General features: G+C 73.6%; 26 protein-coding genes. 19 read left to right on the top strand and 7 right to left on the bottom strand.

Annotated elements, in window-relative coordinates:
• Positions 1-99 precede the first annotated feature (99 nt).
• The 5 genes from SLP03_RS10615 to rraA all read left to right on the top strand — a co-directional run bounded on the left by SLP03_RS10615 (position 100) and on the right by rraA (position 4,326).
• Entirely contained in the window at positions 100-1,107 is a 1,008-nt protein-coding gene (locus tag SLP03_RS10615; protein ID WP_319460377.1) for a tripartite tricarboxylate transporter substrate binding protein, read from the top strand.
• A 5-nt stretch (positions 1,108-1,112) separates the two neighbouring features.
• Positions 1,113-1,826, top strand: a complete 714-nt coding sequence (locus SLP03_RS10610; RefSeq protein ID WP_319460376.1) for a tripartite tricarboxylate transporter TctB family protein — start codon at positions 1,113-1,115, stop codon at positions 1,824-1,826.
• Positions 1,826-3,328 (top strand): tripartite tricarboxylate transporter permease, encoded by a 1,503-nt coding sequence (locus SLP03_RS10605; RefSeq protein WP_319460375.1) that lies wholly within the window; start codon positions 1,826-1,828, stop codon positions 3,326-3,328. Before SLP03_RS10610 ends, SLP03_RS10605 begins: the two co-directional genes overlap by 1 nt.
• Positions 3,325-3,717, top strand: a complete 393-nt coding sequence (locus SLP03_RS10600; protein ID WP_319460374.1) for a universal stress protein — start codon at positions 3,325-3,327, stop codon at positions 3,715-3,717. The genes SLP03_RS10605 and SLP03_RS10600 overlap by 4 nt, the downstream gene beginning before the upstream one ends.
• A 126-nt stretch (positions 3,718-3,843) precedes the next feature.
• Entirely contained in the window at positions 3,844-4,326 is a 483-nt protein-coding gene (gene rraA / locus SLP03_RS10595; RefSeq protein WP_319460373.1) for a ribonuclease E activity regulator RraA, read from the top strand.
• A 16-nt stretch (positions 4,327-4,342) separates the two neighbouring features.
• Here rraA and SLP03_RS10590 read toward each other — a convergent pair whose 3' ends face one another.
• The gene (locus SLP03_RS10590; RefSeq protein WP_319460372.1) at positions 4,343-5,152 is read right to left on the bottom strand and encodes a hypothetical protein; all 810 of its coding nucleotides are present in this window, start codon (positions 5,150-5,152) and stop codon (positions 4,343-4,345) included.
• Positions 5,153-5,227: 75 nt separating this feature from the next.
• Between SLP03_RS10590 and SLP03_RS10585 the strand changes: the two genes are divergently transcribed.
• Positions 5,228-6,172, top strand: a complete 945-nt coding sequence (locus SLP03_RS10585; protein ID WP_319460371.1) for a Ppx/GppA phosphatase family protein — start codon at positions 5,228-5,230, stop codon at positions 6,170-6,172.
• Positions 6,173-6,248: 76 nt separating this feature from the next.
• Positions 6,249-7,055 carry a sugar phosphate isomerase/epimerase gene (locus SLP03_RS10580; protein ID WP_319460370.1) on the top strand — a complete coding sequence of 269 codons (807 nt, stop codon included), beginning with the start codon at positions 6,249-6,251 and terminating at the stop codon, positions 7,053-7,055.
• A gap of 19 nt (positions 7,056-7,074) precedes the next feature.
• Here SLP03_RS10580 and SLP03_RS10575 read toward each other — a convergent pair whose 3' ends face one another.
• The 3 genes from SLP03_RS10575 to SLP03_RS10565 are packed head-to-tail and all read right to left on the bottom strand — an operon-like array spanning position 7,075 to position 9,110.
• Positions 7,075-7,650 carry a CGNR zinc finger domain-containing protein gene (locus SLP03_RS10575; RefSeq protein WP_319460369.1) on the bottom strand — a complete coding sequence of 192 codons (576 nt, stop codon included), beginning with the start codon at positions 7,648-7,650 and terminating at the stop codon, positions 7,075-7,077.
• A 19-nt stretch (positions 7,651-7,669) separates the two neighbouring features.
• A complete protein-coding gene (locus SLP03_RS10570; protein ID WP_319460368.1) occupies positions 7,670-8,836 on the bottom strand; it encodes a glutathionylspermidine synthase family protein in 1,167 nt (388 codons plus the stop codon).
• A 1-nt stretch (position 8,837) separates the two neighbouring features.
• Positions 8,838-9,110 (bottom strand): hypothetical protein, encoded by a 273-nt coding sequence (locus SLP03_RS10565; RefSeq protein ID WP_319460367.1) that lies wholly within the window; start codon positions 9,108-9,110, stop codon positions 8,838-8,840.
• A 118-nt stretch (positions 9,111-9,228) separates the two neighbouring features.
• Between SLP03_RS10565 and SLP03_RS10560 the strand changes: the two genes are divergently transcribed.
• Positions 9,229-10,149, top strand: coding sequence for a proline dehydrogenase family protein (locus tag SLP03_RS10560; protein WP_319460366.1), 921 nt, complete (start codon positions 9,229-9,231; stop codon positions 10,147-10,149).
• Between the two features lie 13 nt (positions 10,150-10,162).
• Here SLP03_RS10560 and SLP03_RS10555 read toward each other — a convergent pair whose 3' ends face one another.
• Positions 10,163-10,450: a VOC family protein gene (locus tag SLP03_RS10555; protein ID WP_413644496.1), complete on the bottom strand. Its 288-nt coding sequence runs from the start codon at positions 10,448-10,450 to the stop codon at positions 10,163-10,165.
• A 3-nt stretch (positions 10,451-10,453) separates the two neighbouring features.
• On the opposite strand from SLP03_RS10555, the gene SLP03_RS10550 reads away from it, so the two are divergent.
• The 11 genes from SLP03_RS10550 to SLP03_RS10500 all read left to right on the top strand — a co-directional run bounded on the left by SLP03_RS10550 (position 10,454) and on the right by SLP03_RS10500 (position 20,264).
• The gene (locus tag SLP03_RS10550) at positions 10,454-11,161 is read left to right on the top strand and encodes an alpha/beta hydrolase (RefSeq protein ID WP_319460365.1); all 708 of its coding nucleotides are present in this window, start codon (positions 10,454-10,456) and stop codon (positions 11,159-11,161) included.
• Positions 11,154-11,720 (top strand): TetR/AcrR family transcriptional regulator, encoded by a 567-nt coding sequence (locus tag SLP03_RS10545; protein WP_319460364.1) that lies wholly within the window; start codon positions 11,154-11,156, stop codon positions 11,718-11,720. Before SLP03_RS10550 ends, SLP03_RS10545 begins: the two co-directional genes overlap by 8 nt.
• Positions 11,720-12,055: a YrdB family protein gene (locus SLP03_RS10540; protein ID WP_319460363.1), complete on the top strand. Its 336-nt coding sequence runs from the start codon at positions 11,720-11,722 to the stop codon at positions 12,053-12,055. The genes SLP03_RS10545 and SLP03_RS10540 overlap by 1 nt, the downstream gene beginning before the upstream one ends.
• Positions 12,056-12,197: 142 nt before the next feature.
• Complete coding sequence (locus SLP03_RS10535; RefSeq protein WP_319460362.1) at positions 12,198-13,697, top strand: hypothetical protein; 1,500 nt, start codon at positions 12,198-12,200, stop codon at positions 13,695-13,697.
• Between the two features lie 40 nt (positions 13,698-13,737).
• Positions 13,738-15,135: an efflux RND transporter periplasmic adaptor subunit gene (locus tag SLP03_RS10530; protein WP_319460361.1), complete on the top strand. Its 1,398-nt coding sequence runs from the start codon at positions 13,738-13,740 to the stop codon at positions 15,133-15,135.
• Positions 15,132-16,025, top strand: a complete 894-nt coding sequence (locus SLP03_RS10525) for an ABC transporter ATP-binding protein (RefSeq protein WP_319460360.1) — start codon at positions 15,132-15,134, stop codon at positions 16,023-16,025. The genes SLP03_RS10530 and SLP03_RS10525 overlap by 4 nt, the downstream gene beginning before the upstream one ends.
• Complete coding sequence (locus SLP03_RS10520) at positions 16,022-17,206, top strand: ABC transporter permease (protein WP_319460359.1); 1,185 nt, start codon at positions 16,022-16,024, stop codon at positions 17,204-17,206. The genes SLP03_RS10525 and SLP03_RS10520 overlap by 4 nt, the downstream gene beginning before the upstream one ends.
• Positions 17,207-17,429: 223 nt before the next feature.
• Positions 17,430-17,639, top strand: a complete 210-nt coding sequence (locus SLP03_RS10515; RefSeq protein ID WP_088968591.1) for a helix-turn-helix domain-containing protein — start codon at positions 17,430-17,432, stop codon at positions 17,637-17,639.
• A gap of 208 nt (positions 17,640-17,847) precedes the next feature.
• A complete protein-coding gene (locus SLP03_RS10510; protein WP_007465623.1) occupies positions 17,848-17,949 on the top strand; it encodes a 30S ribosomal protein bS22 in 102 nt (33 codons plus the stop codon).
• Positions 17,950-18,069: 120 nt separating this feature from the next.
• Positions 18,070-19,143, top strand: a complete 1,074-nt coding sequence (locus SLP03_RS10505; RefSeq protein WP_319460358.1) for an NAD-dependent epimerase/dehydratase family protein — start codon at positions 18,070-18,072, stop codon at positions 19,141-19,143.
• A 164-nt stretch (positions 19,144-19,307) separates the two neighbouring features.
• On the top strand, positions 19,308-20,264 hold the full coding sequence (locus tag SLP03_RS10500; protein WP_413644498.1) for a lysophospholipid acyltransferase family protein: 957 nt from the start codon (positions 19,308-19,310) through the stop codon (positions 20,262-20,264).
• A gap of 12 nt (positions 20,265-20,276) precedes the next feature.
• Here SLP03_RS10500 and SLP03_RS10495 read toward each other — a convergent pair whose 3' ends face one another.
• Together SLP03_RS10495 and SLP03_RS10490 are read right to left on the bottom strand one after the other, a co-directional pair.
• Positions 20,277-21,185, bottom strand: a complete 909-nt coding sequence (locus SLP03_RS10495; RefSeq protein ID WP_413644495.1) for an HAD family hydrolase — start codon at positions 21,183-21,185, stop codon at positions 20,277-20,279.
• 88 nt (positions 21,186-21,273) lie between these two features.
• Positions 21,274-22,143: a DUF5667 domain-containing protein gene (locus SLP03_RS10490; RefSeq protein WP_319460356.1), complete on the bottom strand. Its 870-nt coding sequence runs from the start codon at positions 22,141-22,143 to the stop codon at positions 21,274-21,276.
• Between the last annotated feature and the right edge of the window lie 16 nt (positions 22,144-22,159).

The raw sequence follows: 22,159 nt of genomic DNA, 5'->3' as shown, positions 1-22,159 counted from the left end.
AAAGACCTCAACTTCCGCTGGTGACACAACGCAGACGGGGAGTCCGTCCAGAGGCCATCATCTTGCCGCTGGACTCATTCGAAACGGAAGAGAAACAAGATGGCAACTAGAAGAAACATGCTGGTCATGGGCGTCGCCGCCGCCACGGCGCTCGCCCTGGGTGCCTGTGGCGCCACGGCCGACAAGAGCGACGGCGGCTCCGGCGGCGACGGCAAGCCGGCCACCGGACTGCGGATCATGGTGCCGAACACCCCCGGCGGCGGGTACGACACCACCGCCCGCACCGCCGCCAAGGTGATGGAGGACGCCAAGATCGCCACCGGTGTGCAGGTCTTCAACCTCCCCGGCGCGGGCGGCACGGTCGGCCTCCAGCGGACCGTGAACGAGAAGGGCAACGGCAAGCTCGCCATGCAGATGGGGCTCGGCGTGGTCGGTGCCTCCTACACCTCGAAGTCCTCAGCGACGCTCACCCAGACCACCCCGCTGGCCAAGCTGATCGAGGAAGCCGGCGCGATCGTGGTGCCGAAGAACTCGCCGTACAAGACCATCGGTGACCTGGTCACGGCGTGGAAGGCCAACCCCAAGGGCATCGCCGTCGGCGGCGGCTCATCGCCCGGCGGCCCGGACCACCTGCTGCCGATGCAGCTCGCGAAGACCGTCGGCATCGACCCCAAGCAGGTCAACTTCGTCTCCTACGACGGCGGCGGCGAGCTGCTGCCGGCCGTGCTCGGCGGCAAGGTGGCCTTCGGCGCTAGCGGCTTCGGTGAGTTCCTCGACCAGGTGGAGGCCGGCCAGATCCGGGTCCTCGCGGTGACCAGCGAGGCGCCGATCGAGGCGCTCAAGGAGGTGCCGACGCTCAAGTCCTCCGGCATCGACCTGGTCTTCACCAACTGGCGTGGCATCGTGGCGCCGCCCGGCATCAGCGACGCCGACAAGAAGGTCTGGATCGACGTGCTGACGAAGATGCACGAGTCCGCCGAATGGAAGGCCGAGCTGACCAAGCGCGGCTGGACCGACGCCTTCGTCACCGGCGACGAGTTCGCCACCTTCCTGACCGAGCAGGACAAGTCGGTGGCGGACCTGCTCAAGCAGCTCGGGTTGGCATGACCGACATGACCAGCCGACCGGACCGGGGCGGCGAGCAGCCGTCCCGGCCCCCGGCCGTGCAGACATCCGTACCGCCGATTCCCGAACAGGCTGGCGTGCAGACATCCGCACCGTCGGTCCCGGCGCAGGCGGGCGCGGAGCGTACGCCGGATCTGCCGGAGGTGGTGCGGCCCGCGCCGGCCGACGTCCCGCCGCCGGTCGCGGATCCCGTGGCGGACGACGGCCCGGCGCCGAAGCCGGACCGGGCGCAGTACGGCGTCTGCGCGTTCCTCGCACTGGTTGGCGGCCTGGTCATCCTCGACGCGACGACGCGCATCGGGCACGCGGTGAGCAGCGCCGACCCGATCGGCCCCAAGCCGGTGCCGATCCTGCTCGGCGTGCTGCTGCTGATCGTCGCCGCGATCTACGCGGTGGACGTGGCCCGCGGCGGCACCGGCGAGCCGGAGGCCGGCGAGGACGTCGACCTGAGCAGCCCGATCGACTGGCGGACCGTGCTGCTGCTGATCGGCGCGTTCCTGGTCAACGCGGTGCTGATCGAGCGGCTCGGCTGGGTGATCAGCGGGACGCTGCTCTTCTGGGGTTCGGCGTTCGCGCTGGGCAACCGGCACTACGTGCGCAACCTGCTGATCGCCGTAGCGCTGTCGTTGATCACGTTCTACGCCTTCGCCATCGGGCTCGGCGTGAACCTGCCCGCCGGCGTACTGCAAGGGATCCTGTAATGGACAACCTGAACAATCTGCTCGACGGGTTCGCCAACGTGCTGACCCCGATGAATCTGCTGTTCGCGCTGCTCGGCGTGACCATCGGCACCGCCGTCGGTGTGCTGCCCGGCATCGGACCGGCGATGACGGTGGCGCTGCTGCTGCCGGTCACCTACGGGATGGAGCCGGCCCAGGCTTTCATCATGTTCGCCGGCATCTTCTACGGCGGCATGTACGGCGGCTCGACCACCTCGATCCTGCTGAACACCCCCGGCGAGTCCTCGTCGGTGGTGACCGCGATCGAGGGCAACAAGATGGCCAAGTCGGGTCGGGCGGCGCAGGCGCTGGCCACCGCCGCGATCGGCTCGTTCGTCGCCGGCACCATCGCCACGGTGCTGCTGGTGGTGGTCATCTCGCCCATGGTGTCGTTCGCGATCAGCCTCGGCTCCCCCGACTACTTCGCGCTGATGCTGCTCGCGTTCGTGGCGGTCACCGCGGTGCTCGGCGCGTCCCGGGTACGTGGCTTCGCCTCGCTGCTGCTCGGCCTGATCATCGGCGTGATCGGGGTCGACCAGACCGGCCAGCAACGGCTCACCCTCGGGATCCCGCAGCTCGTCGACGGCATCGACGTGGTCGTGGTGGCGGTCGCCATCTTCGCCGTCGGCGAGGCGCTCTGGATCGCCGCCCACCTGCGCAGGCGGGCCGCGGAGGTGATCCCGGTGGGCCGGCCGTGGATGGGGAAGCAGGACTGGAAGCGGTCCTGGAAGCCCTGGCTGCGCGGCACCGCGTACGGGTTCCCGTTCGGCGCGGTGCCGGCAGGCGGGGCGGAGATCCCGACCTTCCTGTCGTACGTCACCGAGAAGAAGCTGTCGAAGCATCCGGAGGAGTTCGGCCGGGGCGCGATCGAGGGCGTCGCGGGCCCGGAGGCGGCGAACAACGCCTCCGCCGCCGGCACGTTGGTGCCGATGCTGGCGCTCGGCCTGCCGACCAACGCCACCGCCGCTGTGATGCTGGCCGCCTTCCAGCAGTACGGCATCCAGCCCGGCCCGCTGCTCTTCACCCGGGAGTCCAGCCTGGTCTGGACGCTGATCGCCAGCCTCTTCATCGGCAATCTGCTGCTGCTGGTGCTCAACCTGCCGCTCGCCCCGGCCTGGGCGCGGCTGTTGCGCATCCCCCGTCCGTACCTCTACGCCGGCATCATCTTCTTCGCCTCGATGGGCGCGTACGCGGTCAACGCCCAGCCGTTCGACCTGTTCCTGCTGCTCACCCTGGGCCTGCTCGGCTTCGGGATGCGGCGCTTCGGGCTGCCGATCCTGCCGCTGATCGTCGGGGTCATCCTCGGACCGCTCGCCGAACTGCACGGCCGGCGGTCGTTGCAGCTCTCCGGCGGCGAGCTGCACGGCCTGATCGGTGGCTGGGTGTCCTGGCTGATCTACGCCGCGATCCTGGTGGTGCTCGTCTGGCCGCTGATCGGCCGGTTCGTGGTCCGTCCGCTGCGAGGAAGGTTGGTGACCGGATGACCGTGCTGGTGGGGTACGTGCCCTCGCCGCTCGGCGAGGCGGCCCTGGCGGCCGCCGTGGAGCAGGCCCGGTTTCGCGACGAGCCGGTGCTGGTGGTGAACACCTCGCGCGGCGACGCGTACGTCGACCCGCGGCTCGCCCAGGAGCCCGACCTGGACCGGGTGGTCCGCGAGCTGACCGCCGCCGGGGTGCCGCACACGGTCCGGCAGCTCGTCCGGGGCCGGGACGCCGCCGAGGAGATCGTCGAGATCGTCGAGGCGGAGAACGTGTCGCTGGTGGTGATCGGCATCCGGCACCGGACCCCGGTCGGCAAGCTGATCATGGGCTCGACGGCGCAGGAGATCCTGCTCCGGGTGCCCTGCCCGGTCCTCGCCGTGAAGGCCGACTGAGTGCGGCGTTGCGCGCCGTCGCCGGGGACCCCCTCCTGAGGGTGGGGGTCCCGGTGCGTACCCGGACCGCCGTGCGGGGGCCACCGGTCACCCACCACCCGCAACCGAATGAGAGAGGAATGACCCATGCTGATCCCGACCGCCGACCTCTACGACCGGTACGACGACACGCTCGGCTCCTGCGACATCCAGCTGCGCCAGCACGGCGGCGTCGCCGCCTTCGCCGGGCCCGCGGTCACCGTGCGCTGCTTCGAGGACAACGCCCTGGTGAAGGCGGTCCTCGCCGAACCGGGAGAGGGCCGGGTGCTGGTGGTGGACGGCGGCGGTTCGGTGCACACGGCCCTGATGGGCGACCTCATCGCCGGCTCGGCCGTGGCCAACGGCTGGGCCGGGGTGGTCATCAACGGCGCGGTCCGTGACGTGGCCGCCCTGCGCGCCCTCCCGCTCGGCGTCAAGGCGCTCGGCACGAACCCCCGCAAGAGCGCCAAGACGGGCGTCGGCGAGCGGGACGTGCCGCTGTCGTTCGGCAACTGCGTCTTCCACCCGGGCGCCGAGGTGCACTGCGACGACGACGGCGTCGTCGTCCTGCCGCCCAGGGAACGGCCGTAGCGTCGGCCGCGCCCGGTCAGCCCTCGCTGGCCGGGTGCGGGGCCACCTGGCCCTGCCGCAGCCGGGCCGCGCACAGCTCGGCCAGCTTCGCGTACGCGGGAGCGCCGATCAGCGCGGTCAGCTCCGGGCCGTACGAGACGTACATCGGTTCGGTGCCCACGTGTGCGTCGGTGGAGGAGGTGCACCACCAGTCCAGGTCGTGCCCGCCCGCACCCCAGCCCCGCCGGTCGAACTCCGACAGCGTCGACACCAGCACCTTGGTGTTGTCCGGCCGCTTGCTCCAGTCCTGGTCGCGGCGGATCGGCAGCTGCCAGCAGACGTCCGGCTTGTACTCCAGCGGGTGCACCCCGTCGCGCAGCGCCTGGGCGTGCAGCGCGCAGCCGCCCCCGCCCGCGAAGTCAGCGTCGTTGAGGAAGACGCACGGCGCGTCGACGTCGCGGGTGGCGGTGCGCCGGGCGGGCGTCTTGCCGTCGACGGTGTCGTCCTCGGTCCAGTTCTTGAAGCCCCGGCGGAAGTGCTGCCAGGTCTGCGGGGTGAGCCGCTTGACCGCGGTGCGGACCCGCTTCTCGTCGTCCGAGTCGGTGAAGAACGCGCCGTGCGAGCAGCAGCCGTCGGCGGCCCGGCCGGCGATGATGCCGTGGCAGCCCTTGCCGAAGATGCACGTCCAGCGGGAGAGCAACCAGGTCAGGTCGGCCCGGACCAGGTGCTTCTCGTCCGCCGGGTCGACGAACTCGATCCACTCCCGAGGGAAGTCGAGCCCCACCTCCCGGCTGCGCGGGTCGTCCGGGTCGTCCACGAGTACCTGCAGCTCGATCTGGCCTGTCACCCGGACCAGCGTACGCGCGGCGCCTCGAACCGGCTGGTGAGCCGGGAAAACGTGTGGGGGCCTAGGGTCATCAGCATGCGACTGGGTGTCCTCGACGTCGGTTCGAACACGGTGCACCTCCTGGTGGTCGACGCCCACCACGGGGCGCACCCCTGGCCGGCGCATTCCGAGAAGGTGGTGCTCCGGCTGGCCGAGCAGATCGGCCCGGGCGGCGCGCTCACCGATGCGGGCGCGGACGGGCTGGTCAAGGCCGTCGGCATGGCCCGGGCGGCGGCGGCCGGGCTGGAGGCCGACGACCTGCTCGCCTTCGCCACCTCCGCCGTCCGGGACGCCACCAACGCCGCCGAGGTGCTGGCCCGGGTCCGTGACGAGGCCGGCGTACGGCTGGAGGTGCTCTCCGGCGCGGACGAGGCGCGGATGACCTTCCTCGCGGTCCGGCGGTGGTTCGGCTGGTCGGCCGGCCGGCTGCTGGCCCTCGACATCGGCGGCGGCTCGCTGGAGCTGGCGGCCGGGATCGACGAGGACCCGGACGTCGCGATCTCGCTGCCGCTCGGCGCCGGCCGGTTGAGCCGGGAGCGGCTGCGGGTCGACCCGTCGGGCACCCTGCCGCCGTCCGCCGAGGCCGTGGAGGAGCTGCGGGAGTACGTCGACGAGCTGCTCGACCCGGTGGTGGAGAAGCTGGCGGCGGTGGGCTGGGAACGCCCGGTCGCCACCTCCAAGACGTTCCGGACGCTGGCCCGGCTGGCCGGCGCCGCGCCCTCCGGCGCCGGGCTCTGGGCCCGGCGCAGCCTCACCCGCACCGGGCTGCGGCAGGTGCTGGGCTTCATCCGGCACATCCCGCCGGCGCAGCTGCTCGAGCTGGAGGGGGTGAGCGCCGGCCGGGCCCACCAGCTGCTCGCCGGTGCGGTGGTGGCCGAGGCGGTGCTGCGCCGACTCGACATCGACGCGCTCGACATCTGCCCGTGGGCGCTGCGCGAGGGGGTCATCCTCCGGCGGCTGGATCAGCTCACGCCGATGTGATCCCGGTCGTTCGGTCTGGGCGCTTTGTGGATGCTCGTCCCGATGCCGCGCGACGGGCCGGGCTACCCTGAGGGGCGTGACTTCCCGCGTCCCGGTGCTCCTCTCCAGTTCCTCGGTCTTCCCTGAGCGGACCGCGGCGGCGTTCCAGCTCGCCGCCGCGCTCGGCTACGACGGCGTCGAGGTGATGGTCTGGACCGACGTCGTCAGCCAGGACCCGGGCGCGCTGCGCGGGCTCGCCGACCACTACGGCGTGCCGGTGCTCTCGGTGCACGCGCCCTGCCTGCTGGTCACCCAGCGGGTGTGGAGCGCCGACCCGTGGGAGCGGCTGCGCCGGGCCGCCGAGCTGGCCGAGACGTTGGGGGCGCCGACCGTCGTGGTGCACCCGCCGTTCACCTGGCAGCGGGACTACGCCCGGAACTTCGCCGACGGCCTCGACAAGATCGCCGGGCAGTTCGGCGGGTTGCGCTTCGCGGTGGAGAACATGTACCCGGTCCGGATGGCCGGCCGGCAGTTCGTCCCGTACGTCCCAGGGTGGGACCCGACCGACACCGGCTACGCCTCGTACACCCTGGACCTGTCGCACTGCGCCGCCTCGCACACCGACGCGCTGGAGATGGCGGACCGGATGGGCGCCGGCCTCGCGCACGTCCACCTCGGCGACGGCACCGGCGAGGGGCGCGACGAGCACCTGGTGCCCGGGCGGGGCAGCCAGCCCTGCGCCGAGCTGCTCCGCTCGCTCGCCGGGCGCGGCTTCGCCGGCTCGGTCGCGGTCGAGGTGACCACCCGGGGCGCGAAGAGCCGCGCCGTGCGCGAGGCCGACCTGCGCGAGTCGCTGGAGTTCGCCCGCGCCAACCTCACCGCCCCCTCCCCGCTCAACGCCTGAGCGGGGTGGGCGCTGCCGGTCAGCTGACCGGGGTGAGGGTCTCCGCCTGGGCCGGCACGGTGAGCTGGTCGCCGACCGCCGCCCGCTTGCGGGCCCGGTGGGCCGCCACGTGCGAGCGGGTGGCGCAGCGCTCCGAGCAGAACCGCCGGCAGCAGTTCGACGAGGTGTCCAGGTAGACGTTGCCGCAGCGCTCGTCCGCGCAGACGCCGAACCGGGCGCTGCCGTACTCGCAGAGCCAGACCGACAGGCCCCACACCGCGCCGGCCAGGTACTCCTGGCTGACCGAGGCACCCCGGCTGGTCACGTGCATGTGCCAGTCGCTGGAGTCGTGGCCGGAGATGCGCGGCTGCACCGGGAACGCCTCCAGCAGCGCGTTCAGCTCGGCCACCGCCTGGCCGTCCCGACCCGAGGTGCCGTACTCGAAGACGTCGCGCAGTCGCTTCTGCGCCCGCCGGAAGATCGCCAGGTCCCGCTCCGCGGCCTCGTCGCGCATCCACGCGTTGTCGTCCGGGAAGAGGGCCCGCAGGTCGTCGAGGTCGTCCAGGCGGGCGTTGACGAGGTCAACGCCGGTCCGGGCGTACGCGTCGAAGTTCACGACACCAACGGTAGACGACTCACGGGGTGCGCGGCGCGTCGATGTAGTGCGGCACGAACCGCGCGTAACCGTCCGTGATGAGGCTCTCGCTCTCGCGTACGCACGCGCCGGCGGACTCGCCGTCGACGATCCAGCTGCCCAGCACCATCCGGCTCCCCGCGAACTCGGGCAGCGCCCGGAACTGCTGGTAGCAGAACCCCTCCTCGCCGTAGATCCCCGGATTGGTGATCTCAGTGCCGCCGGTGACGATCCGCACCGAGCCGCCCTCCCGACCGAGCAGCGGCTTCGCCACGTACTCGGTCATCCCGCGCGGCGAGTCCAGGTACGCCGGGAGCAGGTACTCGTGGTCCGGGTACAGCTCCCAGAGCACGGCGAGCAGCGCCTTGTTGGACAGCAGCAGCTTCCAGGCCGGCTCGATCCAGGTGGTCGGGGTGCCCGGGTCCAACGCCAGCGGCCCGTACGGCTCGGCGAGCATCCACTCCCACGGGTAGAGCTTGAAGCAGGTGGTGACCGGGCGATCGGCGGCGTCGACGAAGCGCCGGCCGTCCCAGCCGACGTGCTGGATCGGCAGCAGCTCGACCTCCAGCCCGGCCTGCCGGGCGGTCTCCGCCAGGTAGCCGGCGGTGATCTGGTCCTCCCCGGACTCCTCCTCGTTCGACCAGACCACGTGCACCCGCCGGTCGTGCAGGTCCGCGCCGATCTTCGCCCACGCCCCGACCAGCCGCTCGTGCAGGCTGTTCCACTGGTCCGCCTCCGGGCGGGTGTGCTCCAGCCAGTACCACTGGATGATGCTGGCCTCGACCAGCGCGGTCGGGGTGTCGGCGTTGTACTCCAGCAGCTTCGGCGGCCAGGAGCCGTCGTACCAGAGGTCGAAGCGGCCGTAGAGGGTCGGCGGCGCCTCGCGCAGCGACCGGGCGACCGCCTCGGCGGCCCAGGCCGGGATGCCGAACTCGGCGTACCGGTTGCGGGCCACGACGTGCTCGGCGGCGGCCACCGACATCCGGTGCAGCTCCTCGGTCGCCTCCTCCAGCCGGAGCACCTCGTCCAGCTCGAAGGCGTACGCGGCGGTCTCGTCCCAGTACGACATGATCCCGCCGCCGGGCAGCTCGGTGTCGACGTACACCAGGCCCTGGGAGCGGATGGTGGCGTCCCAGTCGGCGCGCGGAGTGCTCGCCTCGCGCCGCACCTCAGCCGCCGCAGGAGGCGAGGTGGGTGCCGAAGCCGCCGCGCTCGGGCACCGCCGCGGCGATCGGCTCCGGGGCGGTCCGGGCGGCCGTTGGCGCGGGAACCCGCAGCGCCAGCGCCACCGTGTCGCCACCACCACCGCCGGCCGGGCCGAGCGCGCAGTCGTCATCGTCGTCGTCGGTCAGGTTGCAGCCGGAGAGGGCGAGCGCCAGGGCGGTCAGCGCGCCGAGCTGCACGGTGGCCGACCGGAGCCGGCGTCGGGGGCGTGGGTCCACGTGAACGTTGTAGCCGATCACCGCCACGTTGTCCGCCCCGGCGGCCCCCTCGGAACGGTGCGTGACGTACGCCGCCGCCCCCCGGCGCGGCCCCGCCCGCGGGCGTTACGCTCGGCTCATGCTCCGTTCCGTCATCCTCGCCGCCTCCCGGTCATCCCAGGTCGAGCGGCTCGTCGCGACGGCCCCGTTCACCCGGGACGTCGTCCGCCGGTTCGTCGCCGGCGCCGGTACCGACGACGCGTTGCGCGCGACCCGCGAACTCGTCGCCGACGGCCTCGCGGTGACCCTCGACAATCTCGGTGAGGACACCGTCACCCCCGAGCAGGCGACCGCCACCCGGGACGAATACCTCAAGCTGCTGCGGCTGCTCTCCGCCGCCGGGCTCACCCCCGCCGCCGAAGTGAGCGTGAAGCTCTCCGCGCTCGGCCAGATGTTCGACGAGCAGCTCGCCTACGACAACGCGCGGGCGATCTGCGCGGCGGCCGACGCCGCGGGCACCACGGTCACCCTGGACATGGAGGACCACACCACCACCGACTCGACGCTGGACGTCCTGGCCAAGCTGCGCAAGGACTACCCGTCGACCGGGGCGGTGCTCCAGGCGTACCTGCGGCGCACCGAGTCGGACTGCCGGGAGCTGGCCGGCGCCGGTTCGCGGGTGCGGCTCTGCAAGGGCGCGTACAAGGAGCCGGAGTCGGTGGCGTACCAGTCGGCCCGCGAGGTGGACAAGTCGTACGTCCGCTGCCTGAACGTGCTGATGTCCGGCGACGGGTACCCGATGCTGGCCACCCACGACCCACGCCTGATCTCCATCGGCGAGGACCGGGCCCGCTGGTTCGACCGCGGCCCGGACCGCTTCGAGTTCCAGATGCTGTACGGCATCCGCCCCGAGGAGCAGGCCCGCCTGGTCGGCGAGGGCTACCAGGTCCGCACCTACCTGCCCTACGGCGAGGACTGGTACGGCTACCTGATGCGCCGCCTCGCCGAGCGCCCGGCCAACCTGATGTTCTTCGGCCGGGCCCTGATCTCCAAGAAGTGACTCCCCCGTTCGATCAGGCCCGGGTGCCCAGCACCAGGCGGTAGCCGTCCGGGTCGGCGAACGTCACCCCCCAGCGGTCCCAGTACGGGCCGGCGGAGACCCGCGTCCCGCCGGCCCGTTCCAGTCGGTCGGCCAGGTCGTCGTCGACGGGCCCGTCGACCAGTTCCAGGTGCCAGCCCCCTTGACGACTAAAGCTAATGGGATTAGCTTTATGGCTATGACAATTAGCCAGGTGGCGCGGGACGGCGGAACCATCGCGTACGAGGTGCACGGGGATGGGCCGCTGGTCGTCCTCTCGCACGGCATGGGGGAGAACCGGCGGTCCTTCCGCCACCTCATTCCCCTGCTGGTCCGGGCCGGTTACCGGGTGGCCTCGGTGGACGTCCGCGGGCACGGCGACTCCAGCCCGCACTGGCCGACGTACGCCCCGGCCGAGGTCGGCGCGGACCTGCTGGCCGTGGTCCGGGCCCTCGGCGGCGGCCCGGCCACCCTGGTCGGCAGCTCGTCCAGCGCGGCCGCCGTGATCGTCGCCGCCGCCGACGCACCCGACCTGGTCAACGGCGTGGTGCAGCTCAGCCCGTTCGTCGCCGAGCTGAAGCCGAACCTGGTCATGCGGGCCGCTCAGGCGGCGGTGCTGCGCAGCCCCCGGCTGTTCGGCATGTTCCACAAGACGCTCTTCCCCGCCGCGCGGCCCGCCGACGACGCCGCGTACCGGAAGGAGATGGTCGCCAAGCTGCGCGGCCGGATGGACGCGGTGCGCGGGGTGGTCGCGCCGGTCGCGCCCCACTGGACGGCCCGCGCGCGGGAGGTCCGTCAGCCGGTCCTGGTGCTGATGGGTACGAAGGACCCCGACTTCAAGGATCCGGGCGCGGAGGCGCGGGCCGCCCGACGGCTCTTCGCCACCGCCGAGGCGCGCATGATCGACGACTCCGGGCACTACCCGCCCGCCGACCAGCCCGAGGCCACCGCCGCCCAGCTCGTCGAGTTCCTGGCGGTGACGTCCGGTGCCTAGGGCCGGCCTCACCCAGCGGACCGTCGTCCAGGAGGCCGCCCGGCTCGCCGACGAGGTCGGCTACGAACGGCTCACCCTGGCGGCGCTCGCCGGCCGGCTCGGCGTCGCCCTGCCCAGCCTCTACAAGCACGTCCGGGGCGCGGACGCGCTCAACCAGAAGCTGGGCGCGCTCGCCACCGCCGAACTGGCCGACGAGATGACCTCGGCCGCCGCCGGTTGCGCCGGTCGCGATGCGCTGCGCGCGGTCGCCGCCGCCTGGCGGGACTACGCCCGCCGGCACCCCGGCCGCTACCCGGCGGCCCAGCAGGTGCCCGACGCGAACGACCCCGACCACGTCGCGGCCGGTCGGCGGGCCCTCGACGCGGTCTACGCGATCCTGCGGGGCTACGGCCTGAGCGGCGACGACGCGGTCGACGCGGCCCGCATCTTCCGCAGCGCCGTGCACGGCTTCGTGACCCTGGAGGCGGCGGGCGGGTTCGGCTTGCCACGCGGCGTCGACCGTTCCTACGAGCAACTGGTGGCCGCCCTCGACATCGCGTTCCGGGACTGGAGGTCCTGATGAAGGCCGTGCTGCTGACCCTCGCCTTCCTGCTGGAGCTGGCCATGCTCGCCGCCGCCGGCTGGTGGGGCTTCACCCTCGACGCGGGGTGGCCCGTCCGCATCGTCGCCGGGCTCGGCGCGCCACTGCTGATCGCGGTCGTCTGGGGTGCCTTCTGCTCGCCGAAGGCCGCCGTGCCGCTGCCCGCGCCCGCCAAGCTCGCCGCCCAGGCCGGCTGCTTCGTGACCGGCGGCGCGCTGCTCGCGCTGGCCGGCCGCCCCGTGCCGGGGATCCTCCTGGTCGCGCTCTGGGCGGCGAACACGGCACTCCTCCGCCTGGTCGGCGACCCCGCCTGACCCACCCCCCGCCTCCGCCCGCGCGTCGCGGTCGCGGTTCTCTCGCGCAACTTCCCGGAAGCTGTTCGGCAGGGGAAGCGGCCGACCCCGCGGACGCGGGGCGGCTCTGGCCGGATCGCCCGATTGGTCGTACCCTTCGCCGGTGACCGACGGCGACCCGCAGCCCGGCGAGGCAGCCGCGGACCGCGGGTCGCCCGCGGGCGCTGCGCCGTCCGACCCCGACGAACTGACCGAGCGGTCCGAGCCCGACGGGCAGGTGGGAAGCGGTCCGGCGACCGCGGGCCGCCAGCCGGTCGATGGCAATCAGCCGCAGGCCCACACCCCGGCCCCGGCCGCCGCACTGGCGGAGGCGTCAGCACTGGCGGAGGCGCCGGCATCAGCACAGCCGCCGGCAGCGCCGGTGCCGGCGCAGGCGCGCCGACGCGGGCCGTTGTGGGCGGTGCTCGCCGTGGTGGTCGTACTGCTGACCTGTGCCCTGCCCTCGGTGCTGCTGGTCGGGCTGGTCGGTGGCGCGGCCGGGCGGACCGCGACGGGCGACGACGCGGCCCGGCGCCTCGCCGCGCGGATGACCGGCCAGCTCGATCGTCAGGCCGCCGCGCTGCTCGGCGGCGACCGGAACGGCTTCCTCGCCATCGCGGAGCCCGGCGCCCGCGCCGGCCTCACCCGCCGGTACGCCGCGTTGCGGGCGCTCCGGGTGACCGTCTGGCGGCCGACGCCGGACGGCGTGCCCAGCGCGGTCGCCGGCCGGCCGGGCGAGTGGCAGCTCAGCGTCAGGGTCGGGTACTGCTTCGTCGTGCCGGGCTGCGCGCCGGCCTCGGTGCTGATCGGCACCCGCTGGCGGGATGTCGGGGAGCAGCTCCGGCTGGTCGCGGTCGAGGAGTCCCGGTCGACCCCGGCCGGCGCCCGGCCCTGGGAGGTCAGCGACCTGGCGGTGGCGGTGGGGAAGCGGGCCGTCGTCGCGACCACGCCCGCGCTGCGGGCCAAGCTGCCCGGCCTGCTCGCCCAGGCCGAGGCGGCGGCGAAGGTCGCTGACCTGTACGCGGTCGGTGCCGCACCCCCCGGCCGCTATCTGGTCTTCTACGCCGGTCGCGCCGAGTGGCGACGCTGGTACGGCGGCGGCCGTCCCCGGTGGACGGCCGGCTACGCGGTCGGCGTCGGCGGCGGCCACCACGACGTGGTGCTCAACGCGGAGAGCCTGTCGCCCGAGGGGGTCGACGACCTGCTCCGGCACGAGCTGACCCACGCCGCGTCGCTGCCCGACCAGGGCTACTCGGACAGGGCCACCTGGTGGCTGGTCGAGGGCCTCGCCGAGTACGCCGGCGCGGACGGCCAGCCGGTGGGCCGCTACGAGGGGCTGTCCGAGGTGCGGAAACTCGTCCGGGGTGGCTGGACCGGCCGGCTGGACGGGCTGGCTCCGGCCGACGACGCGACCGACGACCGGGTCGGCGGCAGCTACGGGATCGGATACCTGGCCGTCCGACACCTGGTGGACCGGTACGGGGAGCAGCGGGTGCTCGACTTCTTCCGCGCGGTGATCCATGATCGGCGATCCGTCGACGAGGCGTCCGACCAGGTCTTCGGCGAGCAGTGGTCCACCCTGCACGACGACTGCGTCGCGTACGTCCGGGCCGTGGCCGGCTGACCGGCGGCCGTCAGGTCGATCCTCGTCGACGGGTCGTAGCATGGGCCGGGTGGCCAGCACCCACTCGCCGCGGCCCCCGATCGCCACGCGGCCCCGCCTGCTCACCGCCCTCCTCGCCGTCGTCGCCCTCACCGGCACCACCGCCGCCTCCTGCGGCGACAAGAAGTCCCCCGTCGCGCTCGCCCCGGTCGGCCGATCCGCCATCACCGAGGTGATCGACGCCCCGGCCACGGTGACCGCCCGGGCCGCCGCGACCCTCACCGCGCCCGCCGACGGCACGCTCGCCAGCCTGCGCGTCCAGCCCGGGCAGCGGGTCCGTCGCGGCCAGGTGCTCGCCGTCATCAGCTCACCGTCCGCCCAGGACCGGCTCCGGCAGGCTCGCGAGGCGCTGCGCGCGGCGAAGCGCGCCGGCCGCGGCGTCGGCGTCGGCGACCTGGGCGGCAGCCGGCGCGGCACCGACCAGGCCGCCGCCGAGGCGTTCGACGCGGCGCGGACCGCCGCCGGGAAGATCGCGGAACCGCAGGTGCGGTCCGCGCTGCTGCTCCAGGTGGAGTCCGCGCAGCGGCAGTACGAGTCGGCCGCTCGCGCAGCCGACCGGGCCGTCACCGCGCTGCAGCGCGGCGTGGCCGGGCTGAACTCCGCGGTCGGCGCGCTCTCCAGCGCCCAACGACTCCAGGCCCAGCAGGCGTACGACCTGGCGAAGGCGACGGTCGACGCGCTCACCCTGCGCGCGCCGGTCGACGGGGTGGTGCAGCCCGGTGGCACCCGGTCCGCGAGCGGGTCGGCCGACCTGGCCGGGCTGCTCGGGGCGGCCGGCGCGGGCGGCGCGACGGGACTCGACCCGTCGGTGTCCGCGCCCGCCCAGGGCGGCCCGCCGCCCGGTGTCGACGTCGCCGTGCCGGCCGGCGGGCGGGTCACCGCCGGGACCCCGGTGCTCACCGTGGTGGACACCGGCGCGCTGGGACTGCTCGCCGAGGTCGACGAGACGGACGTGCTGCTGGTCCGGGCCGGCCTGGCCGCCTCGGTCGAGCTGGACGCGGTCACCGGGGCGACGTACGACGCCCGGGTCCGCTCGGTCGACGTGCTGCCCAGCACCTCCGCCCGGGGCGGGGTGACCTACCGGGTACGGCTGGCGCTGGGCGCGGGTCGCCTCGGTGAGGGGGAGGCCGCACCGGCGCCCCGTCCCGGCATGAACGCCGTGGTCCACCTCCGGGTACGCGAGGCGGCCGACGCCGTCGCCGTGCCCGCCTCGGCGGTCTTCTCCGCCGACGGGCGGGACGCGGTCTGGGTGCTGCGGGACGGGAAGGCCGAGCAGGTGCCGGTCACCGTGGGTGTGCAGGGGCAGGACCTGGTGCAGATCGTCAGCGGTGTGCAGGCCGGCGACCAGGTGGTGGTGCGGGGCGCCGATCAGGTCCGCGACGGCCAGGAACTGAAATGACGCCGCCGGCCGGAGTGCCGGCGGTCGAGGCGGTCGACGTGTCCCGGACGTACCAGCTGGACGGAGTCTCGGTGCCGGCGCTGCGCGGGGTGTCGCTGACCATCGCGCCCGGCGACTACGTCGCGGTGATCGGGCCGTCCGGCTCCGGCAAGTCCACCCTGATGCACCTGCTCGGCGCGCTGGACCGGCCCACCGGCGGTCGGCTGGTGATCGGCGGCCGGGACGTGGCGACGCTCTCCGCCCCGGAACTGGCGACGCTGCGCAACGAGACCATCGGCTTCGTCTTCCAGTCCTTCCATCTGCTGCCGCGGACGTCCGCGGTGGACAACGTCGCGCTGCCACTGGTCTACCGGGGGATCGGCGCTCGGCAGCGGCGGGAACGGGCGGCGGCGATGCTCGGCCGGGTGGGGTTGGGACACCGGCTGCACCACCGGCCCAACCAGCTCTCCGGCGGCGAGCAGCAGCGGGTGGCGATCGCCCGCGCGCTGGTCACCGAACCGGCGGTGCTGCTCGCCGACGAGCCGACCGGCAACCTGGACACCGCGACCGGCGAGGCGGTGCTGGAGCTGCTGGAACGGTTGAACGCCGAGTCCGGGGCGGCCCTGGTGATGGTCACCCACGACCAGGAGGTGGCCGCGCGGGCCCGCCGGCGGATCGCCGTCCGGGACGGCCTCATCCGCTCCGACACGGTCACGGCGGGCGGCGGGCCGCCCCATGATCGACCGCTGACCGACCGCGACCGTCGACCTGAGACACTGGACGCCGCTCCCAGCGCGGAGCCCCGGTCCGCGTCCGGAAGCGGCCCGGGGCACCCGTCCGGTGGCTCCGGCGGCGCCGCCGGAGCCACCGGCCTTCCGCGCCACGAGGATCGCACCGGGGGTGCCTCGTGAGAGTGGCCGAGGCCTGGCGGGTGGCGCTGGACGCGCTGCGGGCCAACCGGATGCGCAGCGCGCTGACCATGCTCGGCGTGATCATCGGGGTGGCCTCCGTGGTGGTGCTGGTGGCGATCGGCACCGGCACCAAGCAGAAGGTGGAACAGCAGGTCGAGGGGCTCGGCTCCAACCTGCTCCTGGTGGTGCCCGGCAAGCTCGACGTGGGCACCGCCCCGGTCGTCTCCCCGCTCACGCTCAAGGACGTCGACGCGGTCTCCCGGGTGGTCGGCGACCCGGGCCGGGTGGCGGTCACCGTCGCCTCCGGGGCCACCGCGCGGGCCGGCAACCGGTCGGACTTCACCACCGTCCAGGGCGTGCTGGAGACCACCCCGACGGTCTTCACCCGGTCGCTGGCCCGGGGTCGCTACCTCACCGGGGCCGACGTGGACACCAGCCGTCGGGTGGCAGTGCTCGGCGCGTCCGTCGCGAAGGCGCTCTTTCCCGATCGGGATCCGCTCGGCCAGCAGGTCGCGCTGGCCGGGGTCCGGTTCCGGGTGATCGGGGTGTTCGCCCCGCTCGGGCAGAGCCTCGGGGTGGACCGGGACGACGAGGTGCACGTCCCGGTCACCGCGGCTCAGCGGCTCTGGGGCACCCAGCGGGTCGACGGCATCGCGGTGAAGGCGCCGGACCGGGAGCGGATCGGCGAACTGGGTGACCGGATCGTCGCCGAGCTCTCCCGCCGCCATCCGGACACCGAGTTCAGCGCGGTCACCCAGCAGCAGATCCTCGGCGTGCTCGGCGACATCCTCGGCGTGCTGACCGGCGTGCTGGCCGCCATCGCCGGCATCTCGCTGCTCGTCGGCGGGGTCGGCGTCTCCAACATCATGCTGGTTTCGGTTCGCGAGCGGACCCGGGAGATCGGCCTGCGCAAGGCGGTCGGGGCCCGCCCCCGGGACATCGGGGTGCAGTTCCTGCTGGAGGCGGTGCTGCTCACCGCCATCGGCGGGCTGATCGGGATGGCGCTGGGTGTGGGCACCGCGCTGCTGGTCGACGCGGTCTCGCCGATCCCGGCGGCGATCACCTGGTGGTCGCTGGCGCTCGCCTTCGGGGTCTCCGCCCTCGTCGGCATCGTCTTCGGGGTGGTACCGGCCCAGCGGGCCGGCCGCCTCGACCCGGTGGTCGCGCTGCGGGCGGAGTGACCCGCGGAGGGTGCATCCGTCCGCCAACGGGACGAGGTGCGCATCGGGGAGGAAAACGCCAGGTCAACGCGGCGGAACGGCGCCTCGTCCATGATCAGTTGCAGGAAGGGATCGCGCCGGTCACAGCCGTCCCGTTACCGTACTGGTAACACGCGCGTTGCCCGTCCTGGCGGGAGCTCCCGTCCGGTGGCACGCGCCGGGCATGGGAATGGGTCGGTGAGCCATGGCCGGGTCGCAGTCCGACGGTCGACTGTCGGATGTCAGGTTCCTGACCGTCGCCGAGGTGGCGGCGGTCATGCGGGTGTCCAAGATGACGGTCTACCGTCTGGTGCACAGCGGTGAGCTGACCGCGGTACGGGTGGGCCGGTCGTTCCGGGTGCCCGAGCACGCGGTGCACGAGTACCTCCGAGGCGCGTTTCAGGAAACCGCCTGACGCACCGCCGAGTGCGACGTAACGGGCATCGACGGGGGCGCGTTGGTCCTGCTGACGCACTCCGGCTACCCTGGACCCCGACCGTGATCGCACCCTGGTGCGCCCTGCCCACCACGCTGGTCCGGTCCGTTGTCCGCATGCGGTCGCCGACACCACGCACGGTGGTGTCTCCCGGTCCGCCCCGCACGTTGCATCGAAAGGCTGTCGTATGGGCTCGGTGGTCAAGAAGCGCCGCAAGCGCATGGCTAAGAAGAAGCACCGCAAGCTGCTGCGCAAGACCCGCGTCCAGCGTCGCCGTCTCGGCAAGTGACCGGTGCCGGGCCTCGGCCCGGCATCCGGCCCCACTTGCCAACTGTCGACTCTCGGAGGCTCAGGTGATCAGGCCGCGGATGTCCCGGCTCGATCCCGCCTGCCAAGCAAGGCGCACGACATGACCCCCGGTGGCACCCCAGGTGCTCCGGGGGTCGTCGTCGTGACCGGGGTCGGCCGCTACCTCGGCGCGCACGTCGCCGCGCGGCTCGCCGCCGACCCCCGGATCGAACGGGTCATCGGCGTCGACCCGGCCACCCCCGGCCCCGAGGTCATCGACCTGCTCGACCGGGTGGAACGTATCCGCCTCGACCTCGACTCCCTCGGCGGCCTCCTCGCCGACCTCGAGGTCGACGCCGTCGTGCACCTGGCGCTGGTCAGCGCCCCCGATCCGCAGCACGGCGCCCGGGCGGCGATGAAGGAACAGAACGTCATCGGCACCATGCAGCTGCTCGCCGCCTGCCAGCGGGCGCCCCGGCTGCGCAAGCTGGTGGTCCGCTCGTCGACCGCCGCGTACGGCGCGTCGTTCCGCGACCCGGCGGTGTTCACCGAGGAGACCGAGCCGCGCGAGGTGCCGCGCGGCGGTTTCGGCCGCGACATCCTCGACATCGAGGGGTACGTCCGCGGGTTCCGCCGGCGCCGCCCCGACGTCACCGGCACCGTGCTGCGCTTCGCGCCGTTCATCGGCTCCACCGCGGACACCACGCTGACCCGCTACTTCTCCCAGCCGGTGGTGCCCACCGTCTTCGGCCGCGATCCGCGGCTGCAGTTCGTCCACTTCGACGACGCGCTCGAGGTGCTGCACCGGTCGATCGCCGAGGACCACCCGGGGACGTACAACGTCGCCGGTCCGGGTGTGCTCTCCCTCTCCCAGGCCATCCGGCGGGCCGGTCGGGTGGCCATGCCGGTGCTGGAGCCCGGCCTCTCCGGCGCCGCGTCGATCGCCCGCAACCTCGGCTTCGGCCGCTACGGTTTGGACCAGGTCGACCTCTTCGTGCACGGTCGGGTGGTGGACACCAGCCGACTGGAGCGGGAGTACGGCTTCACGCCCCGCTCCACCGCCGCCGCGTTCGAGGACTTCATCCGCGCCCACCACGGTGGCGTGGTGGTGAGCCGGGATCAGCTCGCCGCCGCCGAGCAGCTGGTGCTGGAAGGCATCCGCCAGGTCCGCTCGGCCGTGCGGGAGCGGCCGTGACCGGCCCGGACGAGCGGCGCGACGGCCGGTACGACGTACCGCTGACGGTGGCCGGACCGGACGCGGAGGCGGCGCGGCGCAACGGGCACCGGCGGGCGACGGCGGCCGCCGACCCGGCGACGCGCGACGAGCCGGACACCGCCGCGACGGACGAGCCGTTCCTCATGGCGGACGAGCGGACCGTCGACGTCGGCCCGGCGGCGGCCGAGGATCCGGTCGGGACGACGCCGGACGACGGCGGGGGGGTGGCGTCGCCCGGGCCGGCGGTGCCGGACCGGCGGGACCACTGGGACCGCCGGGTCGCGGGCGGGCTGGCCTTCCTGCGGCGACGGCTCTCCGGCGACTACGAGGTCGACGAGTTCGGCTTCGACCCTGACCTGACCGACGCCGTGTTCCACCCGCTGGTCCGGCTGCTCTACCGGGACTGGTTCCGGACCGAGGTCGGCGGCCTGGAGAACGTGCCGGCCGACGGGCCCGCCCTGGTGGTCGGCAACCACTCCGGCACGGTGGCGCTGGACGCGCTGATCCTGTCCGCCGCCCTGCACGACCAGCACCCGGCGCGCCGCTACCTGCGGCTGCTCGGCGCCGACCTGGTCTTCCGGATGCCGGTGGTCTCCGAGATCGCGCGCAAGACCGGCGGCACGGTGGCCTGCAACCCGGACGTCGAGCGGCTGCTCGGCAAAGGCGAGCTGGTCGGCGTCTTCCCGGAGGGATTCAAGGGCGTCGGCAAGCTCTACTCCGACCGCTACAAGCTCCAGCGGTTCGGTCGGGGCGGCTTCGTCTCCGCGGCGCTGCGTACCGGCACCCCGATCGTGCCGGTGGCCATCGTCGGCGGCGAGGAGATCTATCCGATGCTCGCCGACATCAAGCCGCTCGCCCGGCTGCTCAAACTGCCCTACTTCCCGGTCACGTCGACGTTCCCGTGGCTCGGGCCGCTGGGCATGGTGCCGCTGCCGAGCAAGTGGATGATCGAGTTCTGCCCGCCGATCCCCACCGCGCACCTCACCGACTCGGCCGACGACCCGCTGGTCGTCTTCAACCTCGCCGACCAGGTCCGGGAGACCATCCAGCAGACCCTGCACCGGCTCCTCGAACGACGCCCCGACCCGTTCGGTCCCTGAGGGAAGGCGCCGTCAGGGGGTGCGGCGGCGGCGGTGCAGGGCGAGCCCGGCGGTGACCGCCCCGGCGACCAGCCCGGCGGCGGCGGTGGACGGTACGGCGATCTTGACCGCCCGGCGGCCGGTGCGGAAGTCCCGGACGTCCCAGCCGCGCTGGCGGGCCTGCCGGAGCAGGGCGGCGTCCGGGTTGATCGCCACCGGGTGCCCCACCGTGGAGAGCATCGGCAGGTCGTTGGCGGAGTCGCTGTACGCGGCGCAGCGGGTCAGGTCCAGCCCCTCGATCGCGCCGAGCTGGGTCACCGCCTCGGCCTTGGCCGGCCCGTGCATGAGGTCGCCGACCAACCGCCCGGTGTACGCCCCGTCGACCACCTCGGCCACCGTGCCGATCGCCCCGGTCAGGCCGAGCCGGGCGGCGAGCACCCGGCCGATCTCCACCGGAGCGGCGCTGACCAGCCACACCCGCTCACCCCGGTCGAGGTGGTGCTGCGCCAGCTTGCGGGTGCCGGCCCAGATCCGCGGGGCCATCAGCTCGTCGAAGATCTCCTCCGCGAGCCGTTCCACGTCCTCCACCCGCCAGCCCTCGATGAAGGCGAGCGCGGCCTCCTTGGCCTGCGACATGTCGCCGGCGTGCTCGGTGGCGAGCAGCCGGAACCTCGCCTGCTGCCAGGCGAACCGGGCCAGGTCACCGGTGGTGAAGTAGTTCCGGGCGGCGAGCCCGCGGGCGAACCAGTAGATCGAGGCGCCCTGCATCATCGTGTTGTCCACGTCGAAGAAGGCCGCCGCGGTGGAGTCGAGCGTGGGGGTGACCGGCGGCGCCTGCTCGGTCTCCGACCAACCGGCGGTGTGACCGTCGGCGTCGGTGCTGACCGTCACCTTCCGGGTGCGAGCCACGCGACCTCCCTCCGCTCGACGATCGGGACACACGTTCCACGGCGAGCGTAGCCGCACACCGGACACGGCCGGTCGTACGTACGGAGAACTGTGGCGTGGTCGGCTGCCGCGCCGGTCCGGGTCAGCGGTCGCCGGGACAGTCGACCGGGGCGGGGCCCAGCGCGTCGCTGGCGACGGGTGCGGGCAGCCCGCACGCGATCGCCGCGCGGAGCGCCTCGGAGCGCTTGCGTACGGCGTCGAGCAGGGCGAGTGAACGCCGGGTGCGGTCCCGTTCGCCGTGGTCCGTCCGGTCGAGCCCGCTGACCGCCTGCCGCTGGCCGGTGACGAAGACGTTGACCGCGTCCAGGCTGGCCGGGTCGGAGCGCTGCGCCGCGACGGTGGTGAGCAGCCGTACGCCCTGGCGGGTGTCGGCGTCCATGTCGTCGAGGACGGCACTGAACCCGATCCGGTCGCCGCGTACCGTGGCGGCCTCGTCGAGGCGGGTCTTGGCGAAGTCGAGGAAGAGCTGACCACGGCTGATGTCCGAGCTGGCCAGGGCGAGCTGGGCCCGCTCGGTGGAGCGCTTCATGCCGTAGAGCGCGTCGCCGGGCAGCGCGTTCTCGCTGGCGGCGGAGATGCCGGAGAGGGCGACGGCCCCCGCGGCGATGCCGACCAGTATCGCGCCTCGGGCGCGGGCCCGCCGGGCGGTGACCGCCGGCAGGAGCGAGCCCCGGGTGCCGGTGCTCGCCGCGGTCTCGGTCCTCGCCGCCGCCGGGGCACCGATGCCCTCCCGCTCGGCGGTGGCCACCAGCATCGCCCGGAGTCCGGTGCGGAAGTCCGCGTCGACGTCGACATCGGGTCGGTCGGCGGTGAGCCGCTGACTGACCGCGACGAGTGCGGCGAGTTCGTCGTCCACCCGGGAGCGCACGTGGTGACGTCGGCCGCCGTTGGCCTCGTCGAGGAGCTGTGCGAAGCGCTCGGCGCGCCGACGGGAGAAGAGGTCACTGTCCACCGCAGGCACCTCCTCT

This window comes from Micromonospora sp. RTP1Z1, from assembly GCF_033804685.1.
GTDB lineage: Bacteria > Actinomycetota > Actinomycetes > Mycobacteriales > Micromonosporaceae > Micromonospora.
The sequence above is the reverse complement of the archived record's forward strand: the minus strand, read 5'-3'. Positions and strand labels throughout refer to the sequence as shown.